The organism is Agarivorans albus, from assembly GCF_019670105.1.
Taxonomy (GTDB): domain Bacteria; phylum Pseudomonadota; class Gammaproteobacteria; order Enterobacterales; family Celerinatantimonadaceae; genus Agarivorans; species Agarivorans albus.
On record NZ_AP023032.1, the window covers coordinates 3,893,092 to 3,915,220 of the forward strand.

Below are 22,129 nucleotides of genomic sequence, written 5' to 3' on the forward strand. Positions count from 1 at the left end.
AAGCGCTTAGTTTCAAACGCATAGACAAGGCTGATATGATTTTTTATAATCCAGCCTCTCGTTGTTTGAGCTAAGCTCGCAACACCCAATTTGGCCCTTTAGCTCAGCTGGTTAGAGCACACGACTCATAATCGTTAGGTCCACAGTTCAAGTCTGTGAAGGGCCACCATATACAAAGGCGTAGAAGGTTAGTAACCACTACGCCTTTTTTCTGTGCCGGCCCTGTGCCGTATATAACCCGTAAAGACCTATTCTCAATACCAATACCCTAGTGAGATAATAGAGAGATTTTCCTTATTTTTCACTCGAAAAGCTCAAACCAAATACTTTCAACCCCAAGGCTAAAATGTGATCAAAATCACATTGTGTGCCAGATGAATTTACCCTTTTCATAAGCAAATCTTAAAAATCTATTGGAGAATTTGTTTTGAAAGAAAAATCATTCGGTACTCAAATATTGGCTAAAGCCGGTTATTCAGCTGGCGAAAAACTAACACCCTCACAGACTGCTGACGTCTTATCTTTACAAGTGAGCACATTAGCAACTTGGCGCTGCAACAAACGTTATACGTTGCAGTACATGAAAGTTGGCGGACGCATATACTACCCTGCAGAAGCGGTCATTGCTTATCTTGATAGCCAAATCAGGTAAAATTAATACCCAGGAAGGCTTATAGAGTTGATACGGCTCTATAAGCTTTATTTGCATTATTCCATTCAAGCCTAGATACACTAACCACCTCAGCAAAAACTAGTTAAGCCTGCGCCTCCACTAAATACGCCAAAATAGTAAACAAACCAAAAGTATGATCGGCATCACACCGAAGAACCCAAAACATTACCCCATGAGTTTTGACCTTATAAAAACAACCTAAGGACCACCCATGGAAAATAATACTTTCGGTACAAATGCATTACTCTCGGCAGGCTTTCATTCAGGAGACATTCTCACCCCCGCGCAGGCAGCTAGGGTTTTATCGGTTCGCATAAGCACCTTAGCCAATTGGCGATGTGCAAAACGCTATGACTTGCACTACTTAAAAGTGGGTTCGCGGATCTATTATCCCGCTGATGCACTGATCGCATTTCTGGATAGGCAAACTCGATGAAAGACGCATAAAATCTATCGAGCTTTTAGCTCGATAGATTTTATTCATTGAAGTATCACCCTGAGCACAATCTATCGATTCAAACTGTTTCTTGGCTTAATTCGAATAATTTTTTTTGGGGCCTTGAAAAAGATAAATTTCCAGCTGAAAAATAGCTCTGCACAATCCCCTGCACAATCCCCTGCACAATCCCCCCCAGGATTTAACTTGAGCACATTTTTCTCATTACTTGGGACTAATTTGACTGTGTTTTTCTCATGGGTGTGCAGGGGGGATTGTGCAAATCGGTTAGAACAGCGATAAAACTGTCGTCTATTTTTGTATCCAAAATCGATAAGGAATTTGCAGACAAAAAAGCTCGTTCAACAGATTAACGCTATTCAACGATTTACATGTGTTAGAGTTTGATTGTTGCTGTAAAAAGCTTTTTACTTAGAACTAAATCGTTCAATCGATATCAGTTCAATTTTCTAAATAATGAGATTTTAGTTAGTAATTGCGCGACTAAAAACTCAACTATTCGTATACCAGAATCAAAGCCTATTAGCGCAAACTGAATCCGTTATACTTTTTAATCTGATTTGCAAAACAGGCATAACATACTTTTGGACAAAAGCGTGTTTGGGAGATGACTTATTCAATGGTGTTTCGGATTAGCGAAAGTATGGAACAGTTGGTGTTAACGCTCCTAAGTTGCGGCGAACCGATGCCCGCCACGGAGCGTTTTTTGGCGGGCATGCCCAACCTTGGTTTGTTACAAGTCTGCGATTGACTCTCTAAGGCTTTTGACCGTTTGAATACCTATTTCGCTAGTAACCCAACCATATTTATCTCCCTTAAATCTTGGGAATATATGTAGATGATAATGGTCGAGTGCATTAAAGTCAGGATAGGTACCGTTATTTTGCATGAAGCCAATACCATCTGGGCTGTACTTAGCCTCTAACCTTTTATAAAGATCCTTTGCAACTTCGTTAATTTCACCAAATACTTCTGCTGGTAATTCTAAGAATGTTTTATAAGGCTTCTTAGGTGCGATCAATATATGACCGAAATTAATTGGATCGTGGTCAGCAAATGCAATTACAGCATCGGACTCATAAACAATGGCTGCAGGTAATTCTCTACTAACAATTTTTTCGACAATAGTGGATTCTTCCAAGCTAACCTCATAATGACTTGTAACGCCCGCAACACCGGACGGATTTGAGGTGGCTGCGCTTTTTGCGGCCCTTTTGCAAAAACGAAGACAGCTTAAATACGGTCCGAGTGATTGCGATTGTTATAAATTCCTACTGAAGTAGCAGAAGTGTTATTAAAGCTACTATACCAACAATAAATACGAATGATATATAGGTTATTACTCTTGGATAATAATACGACACAGCAAGAACAACCAGCGAGATTGTAGCTATACCTGTAGCGCCAACAAACCTATTGCCAAACGAATCATCCATGGCATACCTGATAGCAGATTGCCCCCACACAATTAATGCGACAAAGTATAAAATCTGCTGAATTCTTACTAGATATATCATGATTTATAACGCTTTTTGTTTTGAGGAATTTGCGTCTTTTGCAAATTTCCTAGCCGTTTTATGGCGACAAGAACTAATTGTTATACGTTTAGGAATCAATTAACTCTATCTTCGCCTGTATAATTAATCGAGCAGTGGCTCTATCATGTTCGTTGTTATCTGTAGCAGACAGACCAATGCTTTGATTTATTGTCGCTGTAAGAGAAGCTGCAATTCGGTACTCATCTGCACCTTCTATTGCGAGTCTAAAAATGTTAGGGACATATGAATCATATTCATCATCCCACTCATCATCTTCGTTATAAACGCCTATAGGATCCCAATTCTTCCAAAGTATCTTGGATATTCGATTCCATAGCGCTTTTTCTGCCTGAGTCAGTTTCCGGCTCATTGTCTTTCTACGTATAACACTTCAAGAAACGGCGCGCTTTTCAGCGTCCGATTTGCTTGACTTGTTATGTTTAAAATTTGCCACCAAGGCTACAAGCATCGGGAGCCCCAAAACGAAGTAAAAGGCTATTGCTGCGATGTACTCTTGTTCGGAGAGTATGGGGTGACTGAAAGTTTGCAGAATAGTTCTGAGTGCGTAGACGCTGTAAACGGCGAATGAAAGACCGAGCAGCATCCGGTTTCGGGTAACTAGGAAAGCCACATATCCAGCAAAGAAGGCAGTAGCCAGCACGGCAGAAACCAGGTCTGGTATCCGAGGCGCCGGCATTTCACTCAGTTGTGTAAGCACGATTGTGCTTCGGTCCCAAACCAAGAACCCCAGAATCAAAGCATATATCCCTTTGAGAGCTTTGGTTACCAATACAACTTCCTTTTAAACATAACGCCTCATTAAGAGGCAAAAAATTGTTGGCTAAAATTAGCGACGAAGGAGAAAAAGCCAACTGTTTTTTGTCCTGCTTTAATGACTTGTTAGGTTTTTATTTGCTTATCTCAGGGGGGATTTTTGAACCTAATAATGAATAAGAGTGTACAACGGAATCAATTAACCACGGAATAGAATTAGCAAAACCAATAAAAATTTCCTTAGCAATATCAGGCGCAAAAATTGTTGCAACACTGAAATTGCAGACCAACCCCATTGTTTGAAGGATTATATCTTTCTTCGTAATGCCAGCTCTTCCAGCAAATGCTATCAAATAATCTACTTGAGCAGACAAGTAAGAAAACTCTTCTTTTGATATATTAGTGTTATTAGAAAAGTCTTCCTTCAATTTAGTTAAGTTTGAAACGTACTGTTCATATTCATCTTCAGATATTGGAACATCTCCAGCTATTGATTCAGGGTCCATTCCAAAAAAAATATTTGAAGGAGATACATTGCTAACTTTTACTTTAATTTCATCCCTATCTATCTCGAAGATCCTTACTTCTTTCAATCCGAAGCTTTCTGTTTGAAAAAGCAATGCATCGTTTATACCTAGTTCTTTTTTAACAGTTCTTCCTGGTGATGATCCTACTGATATGGTGCATTTATAAGTTATGTCACTGCAGTTTAAATTTCCTAATGTTATTCCATGTTTTGTTACATCTAACGTTTTATTTTTAGGGACTATTTCCATATTAGTTCTCGTAAATTTGATGATTGGTTAGCTAAAACCTAACGCTAAGTAGGAAGCACGTGCTTCCTATCCCATTCAATGTGCACGCTTCCCATCACCGAAAATGTGATGTGACGCACATTTATCCCATCAGCGTGTCTTCTATCTTAAGCTATTGTCTACTTTCACTTTTTATCAATAATCAATCAATAGCTGTAACTATTTTTCTGTTGACTACTTTGACAAAAGAAGCATACGAAACTACAAATGCTGTATATACATACAGACAATAAGTGCGCAGCATGACAAAATCACCTCCGCGACTCCAACAGCGTTTCAGAAATACGATTTATCAACATCATTACAGTATTCGTACCGAACAAACCTATTGGCATTGGATAAAACGTTTTTTGTACTTTCACCACAAGCAACACCCTGAAAAATTGGCCGCGGGAGATATCGAAGATTTTTTAACGCACCTAGCGGTAGATAGGCAAGTCGCTCCGGCTACTCAAAACATCGCGTTTAATGCCTTAATGTTTCTCTATAACAAAGTACTACGTATCGAAATGATTGGAATTCAGGCGAAACGCGCGAAGAAACGAGTCAACATTCCCATGGTTTTTACTCGAGGTGAAGTAAGCCAAGTGATTGCGAATTTACCCGCGGATTATCAGATCATGGCTTCACTGCTTTACGGGTCGGGACTAAGACTTTGTGAATGCTTGCGATTACGGATTAAAGACTTAGATTTTGATCAAAATACAATCACCGTACGGCAAGGCAAAGGAAATAAAGATCGCGTGACTTTGTTACCCCCTAACTTGATCCCAAAGCTTCGTGATAGCATTCTCCTGAGCAAAAGTGTTTTTGCCCATGATATGAGTCTACATTACGCTGGAGCAACGATGCCTTACGCGTTAGCCCGTAAGTATCCACATTCTCAACGATCGTTTTCTTGGCAGTTTTTGTTTCCTTCAACTCGCCTGTGTATCGACGCTAGAACAGGTGAGCTCAAACGCCATCATATTCATCATAGTGTGCTCCAAAAAGCTGTGAGAAAAGCTGTGCGCGTTGCAGGTATACATAAACCTGCAAGTTGCCACACCTTTAGGCACAGTTTTGCCACCCACTTATTAGAACAAGGGACGGATTTAAGAACTATACAAGAATTACTTGGTCATCAGGATGTAACAACGACTGAGATTTATACGCATGTTATAGGTCGTCATACCACGGGCGTCAAAAGCCCTTTAGAGGGCTTGGTTCAAGCTGCAAAATAGATGACTTACTAAAAGAGCATCAAGGCGCTTATGCATTCTAGTTGGCGATTCAACTTGGCTCGTAAAATCAGATTCAAAACCATTAGTTTTGGTATGGAAAGAGCAGAGGGAAATTTTGCTGTTCGCAATAAGGCCTAAAGCATTTTGGGGCAAAGCTTGTTACGAACTTTATATTACAAAGTTAACTCGAATAACCTCGGTTACTGTACCCGCCCCCTCAAAATCGGCCCCAAAGCCATGGCAGATATGATTTATCCACTACACTGATAGCGCTTTAAATTTTTCTAACATATCCTTATCAATCTCTTTGATTAGATTAGGTGACAAGCCCAGATGTTTGGCCTCATGACTAAACGAACGTGTTGTTTCAAATATTTCCTCAGCCATAACCATAATTGCTTTCTTTGAAGATAATCCCGACTGAGCAGCTAACTGGTCTAGTGCGCTCTTTGGCGTTCGCCCATTGCCACCGAATGCCGTCATATGCTCTTTGTAAGGGTTAGGGCTGTAAACAATGTCGTAAAAAGGCGATAGAGTCCAGCTATCTGTGTCACTGGCAAGGAAACTGAAGTTCTTGCTGTGATCATCTTGGTTAACAGTTAAGTAGTTAAACATGCAGCGCTTAATGAGCTTCTGAGATTCAGTGACACTACACATGATGCGCGTAGCTTTAACTAAATCCACATAGTCCAAAGAAGGCTCTCGAAACGGTGCATCTAACAACCCACACGCAGAAATCATATGGACTCGACCGTCTTGCTCGGTGCAATCAAATCGTTCCTGTTCTAGCCAAAATCGTCCATTACCCACATCTATCAAATCAAAGTTAGGAACTTCAATGCCGACATTACTGGCCATCTGCATGTAGCAATATTCGACTAATGATTCAGAGTGCTTCAAGTCAAACTTTTCAGATGTAAGCTTTACGATAAGCTTTGTTCCTGGTGAGTCATCTAATGTTGAATATTGCCCATTTAATAAACGTGTAACGTTCATTTTGGGCCTAGCACCACCCGAACCACCAGTATTCATCAAGTGTTCAAGCAAAGCAGACTCAGTGCCTTCAAACTCTTCAATCGCAGCTCGTCCAAGGGTAATGATATCAATCGACTGCTTTAACTCATCAAGTAAATCTAATTCTGGCTCATAGCTCAACGCCCCCATACATCTGTCCCCTAGGTAAGCCAAACGCTCTAGGGCGGTGACTTCCTTTGGGTTATGATCGTTCTTTCTAAATACACGATCCATGAGATAAAGGCCCCAACCATCAGGAAGGCTATCTCCAAAAACTCCATGAATACCGTAATGCGGCCCTCTAGGCGCAACTTGCAGGCTTGTATCAGCCTTTAAATTGAACGGAGCCAAAGAGGTGGAATGATTACTTAAATAAGACTCATCAAACTGAAAGAAGCTTTGCGTACTATTTTCAACGAGCTTTCCGACCAGTACCTTTTCACCTGTGCTAAGCGTTCGTTTTACGGTTAGGGCAGATTTAAGCATGTCGAAGCACATCCTCAATTGACTTAAATTCAGGCTCGGACGACTTGGTCAGCTCTTTCACTTTTTTCAAGTCACCGACTGCCTCATAAAGCATGAGGAACTGACGTAGTGAGATGTTGCCAGATGACTCAAACTTTCGGATCGTCGCGTAAGGTACGCCTGAGAGTTCGGCCATCTTTTGAACACTGAGTTTATCTTTCTTCCGAGCAGACTTGATAAACTCTTTTAGTTCCATCTGCAAATCATAAGCGGTATAAAGAGATAACATACACACCTCAAAATTGTCACCATAATAGCAATTATAGCAAAATACATGACTTATTTGCTATCCTTGTAACAAACTAAAAGCACTGGTAGTCATTAATTCAGTAACACGAAGGATAAAAGGCAACAGATGGGCATTTATAGCTACCATAATGACAATTAAACATTGTTTTGGCATTAATTGTTATCATGGTAGCAAATAAATAAAGGCTGACATCCTTCAGGTATACGCACTTTCCACAGCACAAAAAGAAATCCCCCTAATGATGCAATAGCAGATATGCTACAAGTCCCAGCCTATCATCAGAATCCCCTACCAATCTGCATGAAACTGCTAAGAGAGAGCAAGTCTAGTTGATATCAATCAAGATTATTGATTGATAACTTTGTATAGAATTAGTCACAGCTCAGGAATACGGTAGATAAAATGGAAACAGGCGTATTAAAAAAATGGGATGATGCCAAAGGGTTTGGCTTTATATCAGTAACTGGAAAGCCCAACGATGTGTTTATCCATATTTCATCTTTAAAATTAATGCCCAGAAAGCCACGAGTTGGCGACACCATTTTATTTCAGATCGAGCACCAGTCGAATGGAAAAACCAAAGCATACAATTGCAGTATTCAAGGGCTAACGCCCATAAGCTCTAAGAAGCCTTTTAACCATTCACAGCAAAGGAAAGTAGCTCGCAATAAAAAGCCAAGTGTATTGGCAAAATTGATTCCGGTTCTTGCGGTTATAGGCGCTATTTTTCTGTATCAATCTTTTGCTCCTCAATACTCGACTACTAAGAGCGCATCACATACCCCCAATATAGAAAGTTCTGCATTGGATAGTTCTTCAAGCTTTTCTACCAGCAGTAACTTTAGCTGTGAAGGCAAAACGCACTGCAGCCAAATGAATTCGTGTGAGGAAGCCAAATTCTACTTAGCAAACTGCCCTAATACTAAAATGGACGGTGATGGTGATGGAGTGCCATGCGAGCGGCAGCACTGTAATTCATTCTGGAATTGAGCTAAGGGTAAGTACGAGTCTTCATCCTTAACAGCTAAAGACTCACTTTTAGAGAGTGAGTTAAAATCTATTTACCTAATGCTTCCACAATTAGAGATTTGGTTTCTACCAACTCGCTAGAAAGGTCTCCCATTGTAAACCCCTCTTTAGCCATTTCCTCTAGTTCGTGAACATTTTTATCGAAATAGTTTATTGCAGCTGTATATTCAACATACCTGAAGTCTTTTTCCAAAGCCTCATCAATTGGATAAGCAGCTTCTAACTCTTCTAAAGGTGCATCCTTGTAAACAACAACCTTAACAGGGTATTCACGAGGTCTTGAGCCACCATGCGACTGCCACTGAAACCATTCCACACCCAGTAAATGGCCGCTCATAGAAGGTGGACCAAAAGCCTTGTAAGTTAAAACAAGAGTCTTATCTTCTATCGAAGGCTGGGTGCATCCCAAAATAAAGAATATGCTAGCAATGACAATGAGCAAGATTTGTTTCATGCGAGTCCTTATGACGCATTTAGCTTGGCCAAGTCAGTTAACAAAAAGCCTTACAAAAATTTGATTGCTTTTGGCATCTTTAACCAACACTCCATCTGGTAAAGCACTAGACCGAAACCTACATGCATCAAAAACATCTATAGGAGTACTAACAAATTTAGGATTACTGGTTAGCTTTCTTATAGTGTCGTTTACGAAATCAGAATCGATATTTCCAACACCAATGGAGTATAGAAACTCGCAACCTTTCGTTATCTCTTCGATCTTTTGCTCTCCGGAGATATCTAATACCGCGCTAAGCCACCAATCATTGCTAGAAGGCAAAAAGCTATCATGTTCATTTTCACGAATAACTGGCCCAGAAGTCCAATGTACTGATTCAATTTCTAATCCATCAAGATTCACAAATAGTGCTAATTTTTCAACACTACGAGAGTACTCAATAAAGTTACTTTCTTTGGGTTTATTGCTATAGCAACCTGATAACCCCAAAAGTCCCCCTAAAAACAGTAATCCAACCTTTACCCTCATACCTACCTTAATTTAGCGACCCTGTTTTAGGAATGTACTGATCATTAGCATGCCTGAAAAACACATTGCACTCTGTTAGCTCAAAATTATCGCCCGTCATTTGAACATAAGGGTTTAGCTCGATGTAAACATCAACATTACTCCCCTCACTTTTTGACGCATCTACGATCGCTTTGTATACATTGTATTTTTCATCAATGAAAAGCTTAGCAGCACTTAAGTCTGAATTTGTCCAAGGCATTCTGAGGATCAAATCACCTTTACAGTTAGGGGCTTTTATCGGGAAAGAGCTTTGTTAAACCTTCACCTCGAATTGCCCGCCGTTCATAACAAACTGATCTTCGTTAAACTCTTTGATTGAACTAATGCTTTGCTCATCCAATGAAACCTTCATGTGGTAATAGCTTTTGCCATTAGCCGTGGAAGTAATGACATCTTCATCATTTGCAAAACTAAAGCAGCTAAGTACTACTCCCACACTAATACAGCCTATTTGCAGCTTTGTCATAACAACACGTTCAATATAGGAACACTAGGATTACCATTCCTACTAATGAGCACCAAAGCCACAGTGATATGTACCAGTCTTTTTTCGTAGCTAGCTTACGGGTGGCATCCACAGGAACGAAAGGATAGTTACTGTCATTAAGCAACTTTGTTTGAAACAAAATAATCGTTGCATAGCTCAATACACGAAAACCAGGTCCATCCCAGCTTCCACAACTGAAGCCCTGCTTTTTTAATTCAGGCTCAATTCTTCTCATAGTGAACTTTGCACTTAATAGCCAAGCTACCATTGACGACACAAAAGTAATCATGAAAAAAAGTGAACGCCAATCCTCATAACTTAAAGGTGGATGCTCCATTACAATGACCTTGGGATACGGTTAAAGATACCATTTCGCTCATAAAGGTTTTTAACCTCGCGCTGAGCTACCTCATCAGCTTTTGTTGCAGCAACATAAGCTGCACCGATTCCAATACAAACTACGATAGCCCATCCAACTGGAGTCATAGTTAGTCCAATACTCAAAGCAGCCGCTCCAGCACCAGAAATAACGCCCTTAGCTACCACAGAACCTGTAATAACCGCAGCTGACAGGCCAGCAGCTTGCACCGAAGCCGTTTTCCCCCAATCCTTACCTTGATCAAAATCAGCTTTAACCTTTTGCCCTCTATCAGCCACATCAGCAGCAAGAAGGATATTGCCCCCCAACTTTAAGCCCGTGGACATATGCTTGAGATTTTTTAATTCTTTTGCGTTACTTAGTTTAATTGATGCGTCAGTTCTATTTCCTTTCGCCTTGTCGATAGCTCTTTGAGGGTTAGTAAATACAGTGCCCTTTCTCGCTTTTACTTTCGCGGTAGCTTTAATCAATTCAGCTTTGAACAAATCATTTAACGCTTTCCAAGCCGCGCGAGCATCTGATTCCAGTTTCATCAGTTGCAATCTTGGTAGCTTGGCTTTATAGCCTCTACGCACTTCCATTAATGATTTTTCATAAGCACTTACTTTGTCCCCAAACTGCGCACTACGACTTTGTAGTATCCCAGCAGCAGCACTAGATAGATTAACCTTCTCTTCACCCACCCACTGATTAAGTTGGCTAGCCGCTGGAGCAATTTGTTGGTCAAACAGCTCAGCTAATCCAAGTGTAATGTCGCTACCTAATTGAGCATTTACATTGGCTAACGAACGACGATGACAAGACGGGATATTTTGCAGTTGCCTGCATTGCTGCATTAAATTGGTAGGTTTTTCACTCCCGCTTGGGCGAACAATGTAAGGAGTTCCCGCATGTAAAAAACTGCCAGATTGCAAAGAGTTGTCATTTAAGAATGCATTAAATGCTGCTTCATTTTCAAAATCATTCGATTTTAGCTGGCGACTCTTTGTACTGAGAAAAATCTCGGCTTGTTCACTCACAGTTTGTTCCTTTTACTGCTACAACAGATAGTAGGGCTATAAGGTAAATTTAAATAACAAAGCAGTCAATAGCTGTTAGGGTAAAACGATCTTAGTAATCACTTGCTTAGCAAAATTACTGAACAACTTAAGAGAAGAACCAAATACCTACCCCAAAAAGTAAAATCAAAAATATGGGAATAGCTATAAACAAGATTAAATAGTAAACGTATTTATTTGCTTCTTTGAATTGATCTAAAGCTTTATGCGTCTTGCTGTAAAAAGGAAACTCAAACTTAGATAAAAAAATAAGAAAAATCACACAGTAACATTGAAAAGTAATCCACTCCCAGTACTGTTCAGGGTCATCAACCAGAGACACCTCGCTATAGTTCATACCGTAAGCCCCAACCATATACGCGGTACCAGTCATTAAGCTTATAAGAGGAAAGGAAGATGCGAACGAGGCAGTAATTAACATTCCTACCTCTAACTGTTCTCGTTTTTTTATCAATTTCATTTAACTATTCACTTCGTCCAGCGCATGGCTTTAAGGTTTGGTCATTTAACAGCGCTACTTTTAGTATCAGTCTTTTAGATTGTATTTATTTGAAGGCGTAAGCAAGGCGTCGCGCAGAACATCCTGATGACGAGGGATAATCCCAACCTGTAGCCCCACCGGCCTAAACACTTTATTAATGATCGAAAAAGAGAAATTCCCTTTATCATTTTCTATTTGCGATAGCACCTTACGACTCACCCCAACCATACTAGCGTATTGTTCTTGCTTTAGATTAAGCACCTTAAGGCGCAATTCTTTTAAAGCCTGTCCTTGGGTTAGATGTCCCTCTAACAAACCGGAAGTCACTTGTTTGAGAAAAAGATCACGCCCAGCGGCATCAACTTCAGGTCTACCTTTAGTAGGCTTAACACGTTCTGAAGTAATCTTTGCTTTTTTAATCTGAGTGTTAGCCATTACATACTCCTATCAAAAACTATCTTGGAACAATTCAACTGTTAACTCTTCCCCGGCCATGTGTAATAAACCACATTAATGAGTCCATATTGGCCACATTAATCAAAAAAAGCCACATTAACGTACCTTATATTACACATAAATTAACTCAGGTTTATTTGCAAATTCGCGCGTCTAAAATGCAAAGCGATACATTGGAGAGTACTCCCTCGAATGAAAGTATCAAAAATCAAAGGAGCTATATAAGGCAGCCTATGCAAGTGGCTAAATTATGCAATAAACAACATTTGTTTGGCTCTCATCTGTTTCTAAACATTCAGCTGAAAAACCTATCAGTTGGGCATGGTCTTAGAAGAGAACACCAGAAAGCTATCATATGACTCATTAGTCAGCCTAAAAGATAGGATTATCATATAAGCCCCTAAATGTTAGATCTGGAGTACCTGCGATGAAGTACATTTATGCTCGAACCTCTACCACCGACCAAAATGTTGACCAACAAGCGGAACACCTACTAACACTTCACAACGATGCTGAAGTATTCAAAGAACAAACGAGTGGAAAATCACTCGATAGGCCAGTTCTCAATAAGCTCACCAACATAGTCTCAGCCGGAGATATCATCATTGTATTGTCAATGAGTCGACTTGGCCGTAATACCGAAGAGGTGTTGGCTTTCATCCGACTGATGAAAACCAAGAATATATCGGTGCTTGTAGAAGACTTAGGCTGCATAGATGTGACAAGTTCAATGGGCAAGCTAGTGTTAACCACCCTTGCAGCGGTGGCTGAAATGCAACGCGAAGATACCCTCGATAAACAACATATCGGTATTGCTCGGGCTAAGGCAGAGGGTAAGTACAAAGGCAAACAACAATCGTTAGAAACAATTCAAAAGTGCAAAGAAGCACTCACCTATGTTGAAAAAGGACTTAGCAAAGAAAAAGCGGCCAAGGCTGTAGGGATCGGTGTTGCTACGCTGTATAGGTACATCAAAACTAATTGAGCGCACTCATTGTTTAGCATTTTTTTGTTTTGGCAATTTTAGATTTTTTGCTCCACTCCAAAAGGATGTTAATTTGATATTGTCTCTTTTAGTTCCGTAACTGTTAAGCCATGGCTAAGTCACCGAAACTTCATATACTTTTCGAGGTAGTATTCATGAAAGTAATAATATCAACAATTACACTAACCCTTACTACTTTGGCCATCATCGTAAAACTATCTTTCAGTAGCTTGTTGTCTTTTGCAGGTTACGCCGCCATTCCTATCAATGAGCTACAAAAGTTAACTGCATCGAATATAGCAATAGAAAAGTTAAAGAATAACCATGCGAATAAAAAATCTAGAGTTACTAAGCGCTTTGCTAAGAAGACAGCCAAGAAAAAAAGTTGGTGCAACAGCTGTATCAGCGGCGACAATTGGCACAGTCGCAGTCATAGGTACGATGACCTATATTGAGATTAATGAGTTTTGTGAAGATCAGCGACAATTATCAGAAGAGGAAAATATTTTATTTAATATGAATCTTACTTTTGATTTCAGTACATGCGTCGAATCGGCTAAAGAAGACTCCACAAAGATAGCCCAAGAAGCTTGGACGATGGTAAAACAATCGGGGATAAGTGCCGTTGAATCTGTCGATGAAACTATAGAGCCTAGTAGAAGAGAACTGATTAAAGCCTTTGAAGCAATCGACCAATTCTTCAATTAGATTTAGGAAGTTTTACCTAAGTTGAAGTCTTTTGTAAAAATGTAAATTTCAAGTTTACCTGTTATTCAATCATGAGCTTTTCTAGAATGCGCCACAGCAAAGAAAGTTTAACTTAAATACTGGTTATAATTAACTCCGATGCCTTCAAACCTACCGAATTGATTACGATAAATGAATTTAATAAACTGGTATAAGACTCGACATCCGAATTACTTAGGACATAACCAACCCAATATGGACTCTATGGCCTACCTTGAAAGGCTACAAGAAACCATTTTGACCCCTATATCCGGGGCATTGGGGCAAACGACGGTTACTTATGGCTTTACTAGTTTTGAACTTCTTCGGTACATAAAAAAAAACTCGCCTGGTGATATGGCTCCTGATATTGACCAGCATGCCGCAATGGAGTTGAATTCGCGAAACAACCATATATGCAAACGCGATGGAGCGGCTTGTGATATTTTAGTAGAAGGCTACGAACACCAAATGCACCTTGTAGCTAAATTTATTTGTAAAGAATTGCAATTTGATAGGCTATATTTCTATGGAAAGTGTCGCCCTTTGCACGTCAGCGTTGGTCCTGAAGAATCCAAATATGCATTGATACGTATGCCGAATACCCGAGGTGTTCGAGTCAATTCAAAAAGTGCGACCGACGATGCCACTATTCGCCTTTTTGAACATCTATAATAGATGTTCAAAGACAGAGGGCATACATGGACGCACAACGTTACTCGCAACTGGTGAAACACGCTAAAATCGGCAAACAACTACCCGACGCTGTTTATTTACACAAAGACGCGATGTTTAGCTTGCCGAGTGAGCTACAAAGCTTTATCCCCGCCGTGGCAAACGCGGTAAAGTTAGGGCCTGAACAATGGAATATCATCAAGCTATTTAAGCGCGATTTTCGCCTATCATTGCTGCATTACCCTAACTTTTATGATGACCCGTACCCAGCCTTATCACAGAGCTTAAATGTCGACTTAGCTCGTTTGAATCACAAGATCACCAGCTACATAGGGACAGATAACCCGCCAATACTGCACCGCAAAGAAACTATGATTGACCCAAAGCATCCAGAATTTGAAACCTTTAAAATGATTACCCAAGAAGGTGAAAACGCCGGATTATATGAGAACTCTCGCTTAATCGGGTTTAAAAGCTCTTGGATGCATCTAATTAAGCGGCACGGCTACGAGTTAGTCGATGGCCGATTATTTAGAGCTTCAGCCATAAGCAACAGTATTGAGGCTACAGGGATAGATAGACACCGTACCGCTATTGTACGTCATGAGCTATCAGCTCCAATGAAAACCTTAGTTAAACACGGCTATCTTGAAGGTGAATACTCCATTTTTGATTATGGTTGCGGCCGTGGCGATGATTTAAGAGAGCTCGAAGCTCATGGCCTAGATGCCATAGGCTGGGACCCTAATTTTTATCCCGATACCGAAAAGCTTAACTCAGATATTGTTAACCTTGGCTTTGTGCTTAACGTCATTGAAGACCAGCACGAGCGCCTAGATGCACTGCTTGGCGCTTGGGAGTTAAGTGACAAGTTACTGGTTATTTCTGTGATGTTGGCTAACGAGAGTTACATTGCTCAGTTCAAGCCATATAAAGATGGGGTAATTACCTCCCGTAATACCTTCCAAAAGTACTATGCCCAATCTGAAGTTAAGTCCTATATAGAACGCAGTTTACAAGAGCAAGCGATCACCGTTGCCCCTGGCATTTTTTACGTGTTTAGAGACAAACTAGAAGAACAAAGCTATCTGCAACGTAAATACAAACGCAACCAACGTTGGGAGCAATTAACAAGCCCACAAACCCTAGAGTCAAAAGACAAAGCCAAGTTAGTCATAGCCCAGCAGCAAGAGCTTTTCACTAGCTTCTGGATTCAGTGCCTAGCCTTAGGCCGTATCCCTGGCAACGATGAGTTTGCAGAGTCTGAAACCATCAGGGGCTTGGTTGGCTCCCATAAAAAAGCCTTTGACCTGCTTAAAGAGCTTTACGACACTAGCGAATTTGAAACAGCAGAGAAAAGCCGTAAAGAAGATTTACTGCTTTACTTTGCAATGGAACTGTTCGAAAAAAGAAAACCCTATACCCAACAGCCCGAAAACCTAAAGCGCGACATCAAAGCATTATTTGGTGAATACAGGTCAGCTATTGAACTAGCAACAGAACTGCTTTTTGCTATCGCTGATACTGAGCTGATTAATCGCCAATGTGAGAAAGCCCATAAAACCATGACAGCGAGCCTTCTCAACCAAGGCCACTCTCTTATCTTCCACAAACAATTTGTTGATGAACTTCCGATACTACTACGTACCTATGTAGGCGCGGCTTTGCAAATGTATGGTGAATTAGGCGAGGACATAGATCTTATTAAGATCCACAGCACCTCAGGCAAACTTACGCTCACTGCTTATGATGACTTTGAAAAGTCAGTGCCGTTTTTAGTAGAACGTATAAAAATAAAAATGGCCGAACAGGATATCGACTTTTTTGATTATGTTGAGGAAATGCGAAGGCCCCCTTTAGTAAACAAACATTTATATTTATCAAACGACGACATAAACAAAAATAAACAAGAGAACTTCGATAAACGTCTCGCCAGAATACTAGAGATCACACCACAAAAAGAGGCTCTTATACAAAGAGTTGAGCTAGAAACCAGTCTAGACAAAGCTAATAAGAAAATTAGAGGGTTTACTCTCGTTAAGAAATAGCTCCACTCATCATCTAGCATTTATCAAATAAAACATAGAATTTACTTAGTCAAATATGTAAAATTATGACATACCAAAAAACATTTTACGTCATTAATCTTAAAATATAACAAAGTCACATGAATATTTGTCGGAAATGACATACTAACTAGACTCAACGTACTCAAACGTCATTTTTCATAGGTGTCATATGCAAAATCAAGATTCTGGATACTGTTACTCTTTCCCTGCAGTACGTGGAATTCAAGCAGGGCGAACTTTCTTCATTGCAACTTGCCCACTAAGAATCATTCCAAAAATATTCAGCTATAACGAAAACGATGTTCCACCTGAACTTCGCGCACAACGAACGCTAAACAAAACTCGTATTCCAGATATGGTGAAATACCTATTAGACAACCCCAAAGAGTACGTTTTTTCAGCGCTAACAGCCTCTGTTGGGGTAGATATATCATTCGATGATCATGATAGTGCACCAAACCTGGGTACCTTAAAAATCCCTATGGATGCTCAGATACTCATTAATGACGGTCAACACCGCCGCAAAGCGATCGAAGAAGCTCTTTTAGAAAACCCAGATCTAGGGCAAGACAATATTCCGGTTTTATTTTTTATAGATGAAGGATTAACGCGTAGCCAACAAATGTTTGCTGATTTAAATAAGTATGCAGTAAAACCCAGCCCATCACTTGGAATTCGCTATGATCATAGAGACTCTAGTTCAGAACTAGCGCGTTACTTGGCAGATACTGTTACCCCATTTGTCGGATTCACTGAAATGGAAAAATCCAACATCAGCCCTAAATCAAACAAGCTGTTTACTTTAAGCAGTATCAAGCAATCAACTAAGGCTCTTTTGAGCAAAGGACCCAAAGACGGCTTTAGTGAAGAAGAGCAGCAAATTGCATCTGAATTTTGGCAGGAAGTAACAAAGAATATTAAAGACTGGCAGCTCGTTATTAGAAAAGAAGTGTCACCAGCTCAATTGCGCCAAGAGTACATCCATGCACATGGTGTCGGGTTACATGCGATTGGCGTTTTAGGTAAGCACCTGTTGTGCCAGGAGCCAAAACAGTGGAAAAAGAAGCTTCAACTACTAGGGAAAGTTAATTGGCTAAAAACCAACCCAGAATGGATCAAACGCAGCATGAATCACGGCAAGCTGAGTAAGTCGAACATAAACATTCAGCTAACCGCCAACGCACTTAAAATCGAACTTGGGTTACCACTAACCCCAGAAGAAAAAGCTCTAGAGAAGCAGTTATCATGATACACGAGCTAAAAATGGCTGAAGACCTAGCCGAAGAATACCAAGAATTCATCAACGCTGAAGAGTTCGCAAATAATAACCTCAGCCACTATGTTGCTGACGTTCAACGCGTCTATTGTGCAGACAACCGCCCATGGGTGATAGGCTATAGTGGCGGTAAAGACTCCTCCGCAGTAATGTCTCTAATTTATATGGCTCTGCTTGGGTTGGAAAAAGAACAGCGCCACAAGCCTGTGTTTGTCGTTTCATCAGACACCTTGGTTGAGACTCCCGTCGTAGTTAACCACATTAAAGACTCCTTAGCTGCGATAGAGAAAGGAGCCAAGCGCGACGACTTACCAATCAGCTGCCACAAAGTTGTACCTAAGTCAGATCAAACGTTTTGGTCAAGTCTTCTTGGAAAAGGCTACCCAGCACCAACTCGCTCTTTCCGTTGGTGTACTGAACGAATGAAGATCGACCCAGTGAGTGACTTTATTAAAAGCAAAGTTTCTCAATTTGACGAGGTGATCGTGGTCTTAGGCTCTCGCAGTCAAGAAAGTGCCTCGCGTGCTCAAGTTATCGCTAAGCACAAAATTGATGGTTCTCGTTTAGCTCGCCATACAACTTTAGCCAACGCATTCATTTACACGCCGATTGATACTTGGGCTGTCGATGACGTATGGAAAATCTTACGTCTATGTCACCTAGAGACAAAAGAAACACCATTAGGTACTAGAAACATCTGGAAAGATAACTATGACCTAGAGTGGGAAAACCCATGGGGTGGCAAAAACCTTGTGCTTTGGAATCTTTATAAAGACTCTTCAGGCCAAGGCGAATGCCCAATGGTTATTGACGAAACAACACCTTCTTGCGGTAACTCTCGTTTTGGCTGTTGGACGTGCACGGTTGTAACGAAAGACCGAGCCATGGAAAGTCTCATACAAAATGGCGAGGAGTGGATGGCTCCGTTACTAAAATTTAGAAATAACCTCGCCGATACAAATGTCCCTAGAGACAAAGATATTTTTCGAAACTTCAAGAGAAGAACAGGCCGAGTGCATGATCAACTTAAGAAGTTACCCTATGACATAAAAACTCCAGAAGCGGCTATCAATTACATAAAATCAGAGAAACACGATGAACTATATGAAACACAAGAGTTCCGTGTAGTAAATGATTCAAAGAATCAACCATATATGATCGAAATTTTTGACGGTGAAATTGTTGTTGAGACTGCCAGCTATCAGATTGACTCAAAAGATGAAAAAAAGAGAAAAGCTTGGTTTTGGTCGCGATACACTCCAGGTCCTTACTGGCTTAAATACCGCCGCCAATGGCTGCGTGAACTACTAGAGCTAGATAAGAAATTTAAGGCAGAAGGCCGAGAAATTGAACTAATCACAGTACCTGAGCTGCACGCTATTCGCCAAGAGTGGATTCATGATCCAAATGAACCAGACTGGGATGACTCTCTACCGACACTCTTCAGAGATGTTTATGGTTATGACCTAGATTGGGTATACGACGATAACGCAAGTTTTGGTAAAGATGACGCACAGTTAATTCATGAACTTTGCGACAATTTCGATGTAGAGCCAGAGATGATCATGAAACTGATCGAGCTGGAAATCTCTATGGAAGGCTTAAGTCGTCGCAGTGGTATCACCAACAAAATCGCATCGCTATTGAAACGAGATTGGGGAAGTTTAGAAGACATCAAACAGAAACACGCGGCCCTGCAAAGTAAAGCCGAATTCGACATACACTCTCAGGAAATAGAACGTTACAACCAACAACTCGCTGAAGTCGATAAACAGCTACAAAAAGAGTTTTAACTTAAGCCATGCTAATAACTAAATTAACGCTTAACAACTTTAGAGTATTTCGTGGTGTTCACGAAATAGATTTGATGCCAGCCCCAGCTCAAGTAAATAGAAAAGGTCAAGAAATAACATTCCCACGACCTATCATTCTATTTGGTGGTCTTAACGGTGCTGGTAAAACATCGATCCTGACAGCTGTACGACTCGCTCTTTTTGGCCGTCAATCATTCAGCCAAGTGCTATCCAATGGCGAGTATGTAGATGCCCTATCCGAGCTCATCCATAAAGGTGTCGGCCACGGTGGGGGTCAAGATAACGCATCTATCGAGCTCGACTTTAAATACAGCCAAAACGGTGAAGAAAGTACTTATAAAGTGATTCGAAGCTGGAAACTTGGCAAGAAAGACAACCTATGTCTTGAAAAAGATGGCATCCAAATTCCAGAGCTTAATTACGAGCAATGCCAAGGCTTTCTTAATGAGCTTATTCCAACAGGTATTGCTGACTTATTTTTCTTTGACGGCGAAAAAATCGCTGAACTAGCGGAAGATGAATCAGGTAGCGTGCTTAAAACGGCTGTGCGTCGCCTGCTCGGTTTGGATGTAATTGCGAAACTTAAAAGCGACCTAAATATCTTCTTGAAAAAGCAAGGTTCAGAAGCTTTAAGCCAATCTCTAAAAGAAGAGATGAATGCATTAGATGAGCAAAGAATTGATCACGAACGTAAAGCTGAGAAGCTTCGTGGTGAGGCTGATATTGTTGATGCTCAAATTGAGCTAGTATCACGCGATATTCTTACTCTGGAGAACAAGCTTTCACAGAATGGTGGAGCTTGGGCAAAAACCAGAGAAGATGAACAACACAAAGTTACGAGCTTGCTTAGAGAGAAAGTCGAGCTTGAGAAGCAGATTCGAATGGAAATGGAAACCAACCTTCCATTTTCACTTGCTCCGAAGGCGATGCAAAGGCTTCAAACTCAGATCAAGCAAGAACAACAAGTTAAGAAGAAGCAGAACTTTAGTAATGAGCTAGATTCCTTCCTAGAAACTCTATGCTCAAAATACCCAAGCTTTGATACCGAGATGGCGCAAAACGCAATCACAGACAGCTTCAAAGCACACGTCGGTGAATTCGATTCAACTCTGCTTATGTTGGATATATCTGATCGCCAAGCGAACACCATCGACTACCAGTTATCAAACTTATCACAAGATTCTTTCTCTCGTTTCGACAAAGCACGAGTACGCCTTCAAAAAGTCGAAGACGAAATCGACAACGCTTCAAACAATATCGCGCGAGCACCAGAGCAAGAGCAAGTGCAGGAGTTGTTTGCAGATGTCCGCGCTTTAGATAAGAAGAAAGAAAAGCTGATTATCAAATATCATGACTTGCTGGAAAAGGCTAAGCAAGAACTTCGACTAGCTTTAGAAACAGCGCGCCAAATTCAGAAGCTACACGATAAGCACAAAGATCAATCGAATAAAGATCAAAGCATTAGCAACGCTCAAAACTCTATCTTATTGCTAAAGATGTTTGGTGAGCAGTTAACTAAAGCTCGTGTTAATCAGTTAGAAAATGAGTTCGTTCAGTCATACAAAAAGCTTGCTCGTAAGGAAGATTTACAGCTAACTGCTTCAATCAACCCAGCAACATTCGATGTTGAATTAGTTGATGAACACGGTATTAAGATCAACCGTAAGGCGATGTCTGCGGGTGAAAAACAGATTTATGCGATCTCGATTCTAGAGGCTCTTGGTCGTACATCTGGTCGTAAGCTACCTATCATCATTGACACTCCGCTAGGCAGATTAGACTCACATCACCGTGACAAACTGGTAGAGAACTATTTCCCAACTGCAAGCCACCAAGTGGTAATTCTATCGACAGATACAGAAATCGATAGAAACTACACAAGTCTCATTCAAGACGATATTGCTCGCACTTACGAGATCTGTTTCGACGGTACAACTAAGGCTTCAACATTGAAAGAAGGTTACTTCTGGAAAGAATCGATAAAGGAGGCTCTTTAATGCTACCTAACCGCATGAATTTAACCCGCTCTACAGAAGAGCAGCTCAAAAAGCTAAAGGGTTATACTGGAATCACTCCAAACGTATCGGCTCGTATCGCTTTCTTCCGCTCTATTGAAAGTGACTTTCGATACCAAGGGCAAGAAACTAAGCTAGACGGCTCACTTGTACTAGATAAGTACACATGGCTTGGTGAGACTGGTGAAGTAACTGAGCTAATGCTGAAAATGTACTATCCAGAACTTGATACAAAAGAGTATCAACAGGCTTGGGCAGCACATGTTGAGGACGGGATTGCACCAATTAGAACTCACAAAACTCTCAATAACTTATCATTAAATATATAATACACTTTAGTCTTCTAGTGATGCCTCTAGAAGACTAATTTATAATGTATAGCT

Annotated in this window: 24 protein-coding genes and 1 tRNA gene; 13 read left to right on the plus strand and 12 right to left on the minus strand. The window is 40.6% G+C overall.

Annotation, left to right across the window (positions count from 1 at the left end; translation table 11 throughout):
- Positions 1 to 92 precede the first annotated feature (92 nt).
- From K5620_RS17645 to K5620_RS17655, 3 genes are all read left to right on the plus strand, one after another.
- Positions 93 to 169 (plus strand) — tRNA-Ile (locus K5620_RS17645).
- A 258-nt stretch (positions 170 to 427) separates the two neighbouring features.
- A complete protein-coding gene (locus K5620_RS17650; RefSeq protein ID WP_016403357.1) occupies positions 428 to 652 on the plus strand; it encodes a helix-turn-helix domain-containing protein in 225 nt (74 codons plus the stop codon).
- A gap of 232 nt (positions 653 to 884) precedes the next feature.
- Entirely contained in the window at positions 885 to 1,109 is a 225-nt protein-coding gene (locus tag K5620_RS17655; RefSeq protein WP_084681974.1) for a helix-turn-helix domain-containing protein, read from the plus strand.
- A gap of 754 nt (positions 1,110 to 1,863) precedes the next feature.
- Here K5620_RS17655 and K5620_RS17660 read toward each other — a convergent pair.
- The 4 genes from K5620_RS17660 to K5620_RS17675 all read right to left on the minus strand — a co-directional run bounded on the left by K5620_RS17660 (position 1,864) and on the right by K5620_RS17675 (position 4,218).
- Positions 1,864 to 2,271: an HIT family protein gene (locus K5620_RS17660; RefSeq protein ID WP_016403359.1), complete on the minus strand. Its 408-nt coding sequence runs from the start codon at positions 2,269 to 2,271 to the stop codon at positions 1,864 to 1,866.
- 464 nt (positions 2,272 to 2,735) lie between these two features.
- Positions 2,736 to 3,038 (minus strand): hypothetical protein, encoded by a 303-nt coding sequence (locus tag K5620_RS17665; RefSeq protein ID WP_040307549.1) that lies wholly within the window; start codon positions 3,036 to 3,038, stop codon positions 2,736 to 2,738.
- A 21-nt stretch (positions 3,039 to 3,059) separates the two neighbouring features.
- Entirely contained in the window at positions 3,060 to 3,458 is a 399-nt protein-coding gene (locus K5620_RS17670; protein WP_040307550.1) for a hypothetical protein, read from the minus strand.
- Positions 3,459 to 3,576: 118 nt separating this feature from the next.
- A complete protein-coding gene (locus K5620_RS17675; protein ID WP_016403361.1) occupies positions 3,577 to 4,218 on the minus strand; it encodes a hypothetical protein in 642 nt (213 codons plus the stop codon).
- A 281-nt stretch (positions 4,219 to 4,499) separates the two neighbouring features.
- Between K5620_RS17675 and K5620_RS17680 the strand changes: the two genes are divergently transcribed.
- The gene (locus tag K5620_RS17680) at positions 4,500 to 5,480 is read left to right on the plus strand and encodes an integron integrase (RefSeq protein WP_016403362.1); all 981 of its coding nucleotides are present in this window, start codon (positions 4,500 to 4,502) and stop codon (positions 5,478 to 5,480) included.
- 258 nt (positions 5,481 to 5,738) lie between these two features.
- Here K5620_RS17680 and K5620_RS17685 read toward each other — a convergent pair whose 3' ends face one another.
- A complete protein-coding gene (locus K5620_RS17685; RefSeq protein WP_016403363.1) occupies positions 5,739 to 6,980 on the minus strand; it encodes a type II toxin-antitoxin system HipA family toxin in 1,242 nt (413 codons plus the stop codon).
- Entirely contained in the window at positions 6,973 to 7,248 is a 276-nt protein-coding gene (locus tag K5620_RS17690) for a helix-turn-helix domain-containing protein (protein WP_040307551.1), read from the minus strand. Before K5620_RS17690 ends, K5620_RS17685 begins: the two co-directional genes overlap by 8 nt.
- 423 nt (positions 7,249 to 7,671) lie before the next feature.
- Between K5620_RS17690 and K5620_RS17695 the strand changes: the two genes are divergently transcribed.
- A complete protein-coding gene (locus K5620_RS17695; protein WP_040307552.1) occupies positions 7,672 to 8,259 on the plus strand; it encodes an excalibur calcium-binding domain-containing protein in 588 nt (195 codons plus the stop codon).
- Between the two features lie 67 nt (positions 8,260 to 8,326).
- On the opposite strand, the gene K5620_RS17700 is transcribed toward K5620_RS17695, so the two are convergent.
- The 6 genes from K5620_RS17700 to K5620_RS17725 form a co-directional block, all read right to left on the minus strand.
- On the minus strand, positions 8,327 to 8,752 hold the full coding sequence (locus tag K5620_RS17700) for a hypothetical protein (protein ID WP_040307553.1): 426 nt from the start codon (positions 8,750 to 8,752) through the stop codon (positions 8,327 to 8,329).
- Between the two features lie 33 nt (positions 8,753 to 8,785).
- Entirely contained in the window at positions 8,786 to 9,283 is a 498-nt protein-coding gene (locus K5620_RS17705; protein WP_215426476.1) for a hypothetical protein, read from the minus strand.
- A 7-nt stretch (positions 9,284 to 9,290) separates the two neighbouring features.
- Positions 9,291 to 9,524 (minus strand): hypothetical protein, encoded by a 234-nt coding sequence (locus tag K5620_RS17710; RefSeq protein WP_016403365.1) that lies wholly within the window; start codon positions 9,522 to 9,524, stop codon positions 9,291 to 9,293.
- A gap of 54 nt (positions 9,525 to 9,578) precedes the next feature.
- On the minus strand, positions 9,579 to 9,791 hold the full coding sequence (locus tag K5620_RS17715; RefSeq protein WP_016403366.1) for a hypothetical protein: 213 nt from the start codon (positions 9,789 to 9,791) through the stop codon (positions 9,579 to 9,581).
- A 357-nt stretch (positions 9,792 to 10,148) separates the two neighbouring features.
- Positions 10,149 to 11,210 carry a hypothetical protein gene (locus tag K5620_RS17720; protein ID WP_016403367.1) on the minus strand — a complete coding sequence of 354 codons (1,062 nt, stop codon included), beginning with the start codon at positions 11,208 to 11,210 and terminating at the stop codon, positions 10,149 to 10,151.
- Between the two features lie 565 nt (positions 11,211 to 11,775).
- Positions 11,776 to 12,165: a helix-turn-helix transcriptional regulator gene (locus K5620_RS17725; protein ID WP_016403369.1), complete on the minus strand. Its 390-nt coding sequence runs from the start codon at positions 12,163 to 12,165 to the stop codon at positions 11,776 to 11,778.
- Between the two features lie 448 nt (positions 12,166 to 12,613).
- Here K5620_RS17725 and K5620_RS17730 point away from each other — a divergent pair, with 448 nt between their 5' ends.
- The 8 genes from K5620_RS17730 to dndE all read left to right on the plus strand — a co-directional run bounded on the left by K5620_RS17730 (position 12,614) and on the right by dndE (position 22,075).
- Positions 12,614 to 13,171 carry a recombinase family protein gene (locus K5620_RS17730; protein ID WP_016403370.1) on the plus strand — a complete coding sequence of 186 codons (558 nt, stop codon included), beginning with the start codon at positions 12,614 to 12,616 and terminating at the stop codon, positions 13,169 to 13,171.
- A 324-nt stretch (positions 13,172 to 13,495) separates the two neighbouring features.
- Positions 13,496 to 13,879, plus strand: a complete 384-nt coding sequence (locus tag K5620_RS17735; protein WP_040307557.1) for a hypothetical protein — start codon at positions 13,496 to 13,498, stop codon at positions 13,877 to 13,879.
- 243 nt (positions 13,880 to 14,122) lie between these two features.
- Positions 14,123 to 14,572: a hypothetical protein gene (locus K5620_RS17740; protein WP_221077408.1), complete on the plus strand. Its 450-nt coding sequence runs from the start codon at positions 14,123 to 14,125 to the stop codon at positions 14,570 to 14,572.
- A 26-nt stretch (positions 14,573 to 14,598) separates the two neighbouring features.
- Entirely contained in the window at positions 14,599 to 16,620 is a 2,022-nt protein-coding gene (locus K5620_RS17745; RefSeq protein WP_016403374.1) for a DNA phosphorothioation-associated putative methyltransferase, read from the plus strand.
- Positions 16,621 to 16,810: 190 nt separating this feature from the next.
- Positions 16,811 to 17,890, plus strand: coding sequence for a DNA sulfur modification protein DndB (dndB, locus tag K5620_RS17750; RefSeq protein ID WP_016403375.1), 1,080 nt, complete (start codon positions 16,811 to 16,813; stop codon positions 17,888 to 17,890).
- A complete protein-coding gene (locus tag K5620_RS17755; RefSeq protein ID WP_016403376.1) occupies positions 17,887 to 19,710 on the plus strand; it encodes a DNA phosphorothioation system sulfurtransferase DndC in 1,824 nt (607 codons plus the stop codon). Before dndB ends, K5620_RS17755 begins: the two co-directional genes overlap by 4 nt.
- Positions 19,711 to 19,718: 8 nt before the next feature.
- The gene (gene dndD, locus K5620_RS17760; protein WP_016403377.1) at positions 19,719 to 21,728 is read left to right on the plus strand and encodes a DNA sulfur modification protein DndD; all 2,010 of its coding nucleotides are present in this window, start codon (positions 19,719 to 19,721) and stop codon (positions 21,726 to 21,728) included.
- Positions 21,728 to 22,075: a DNA sulfur modification protein DndE gene (gene dndE, locus K5620_RS17765; protein ID WP_016403378.1), complete on the plus strand. Its 348-nt coding sequence runs from the start codon at positions 21,728 to 21,730 to the stop codon at positions 22,073 to 22,075. The genes dndD and dndE overlap by 1 nt, the downstream gene beginning before the upstream one ends.
- Positions 22,076 to 22,129: the final 54 nt, after the last annotated feature.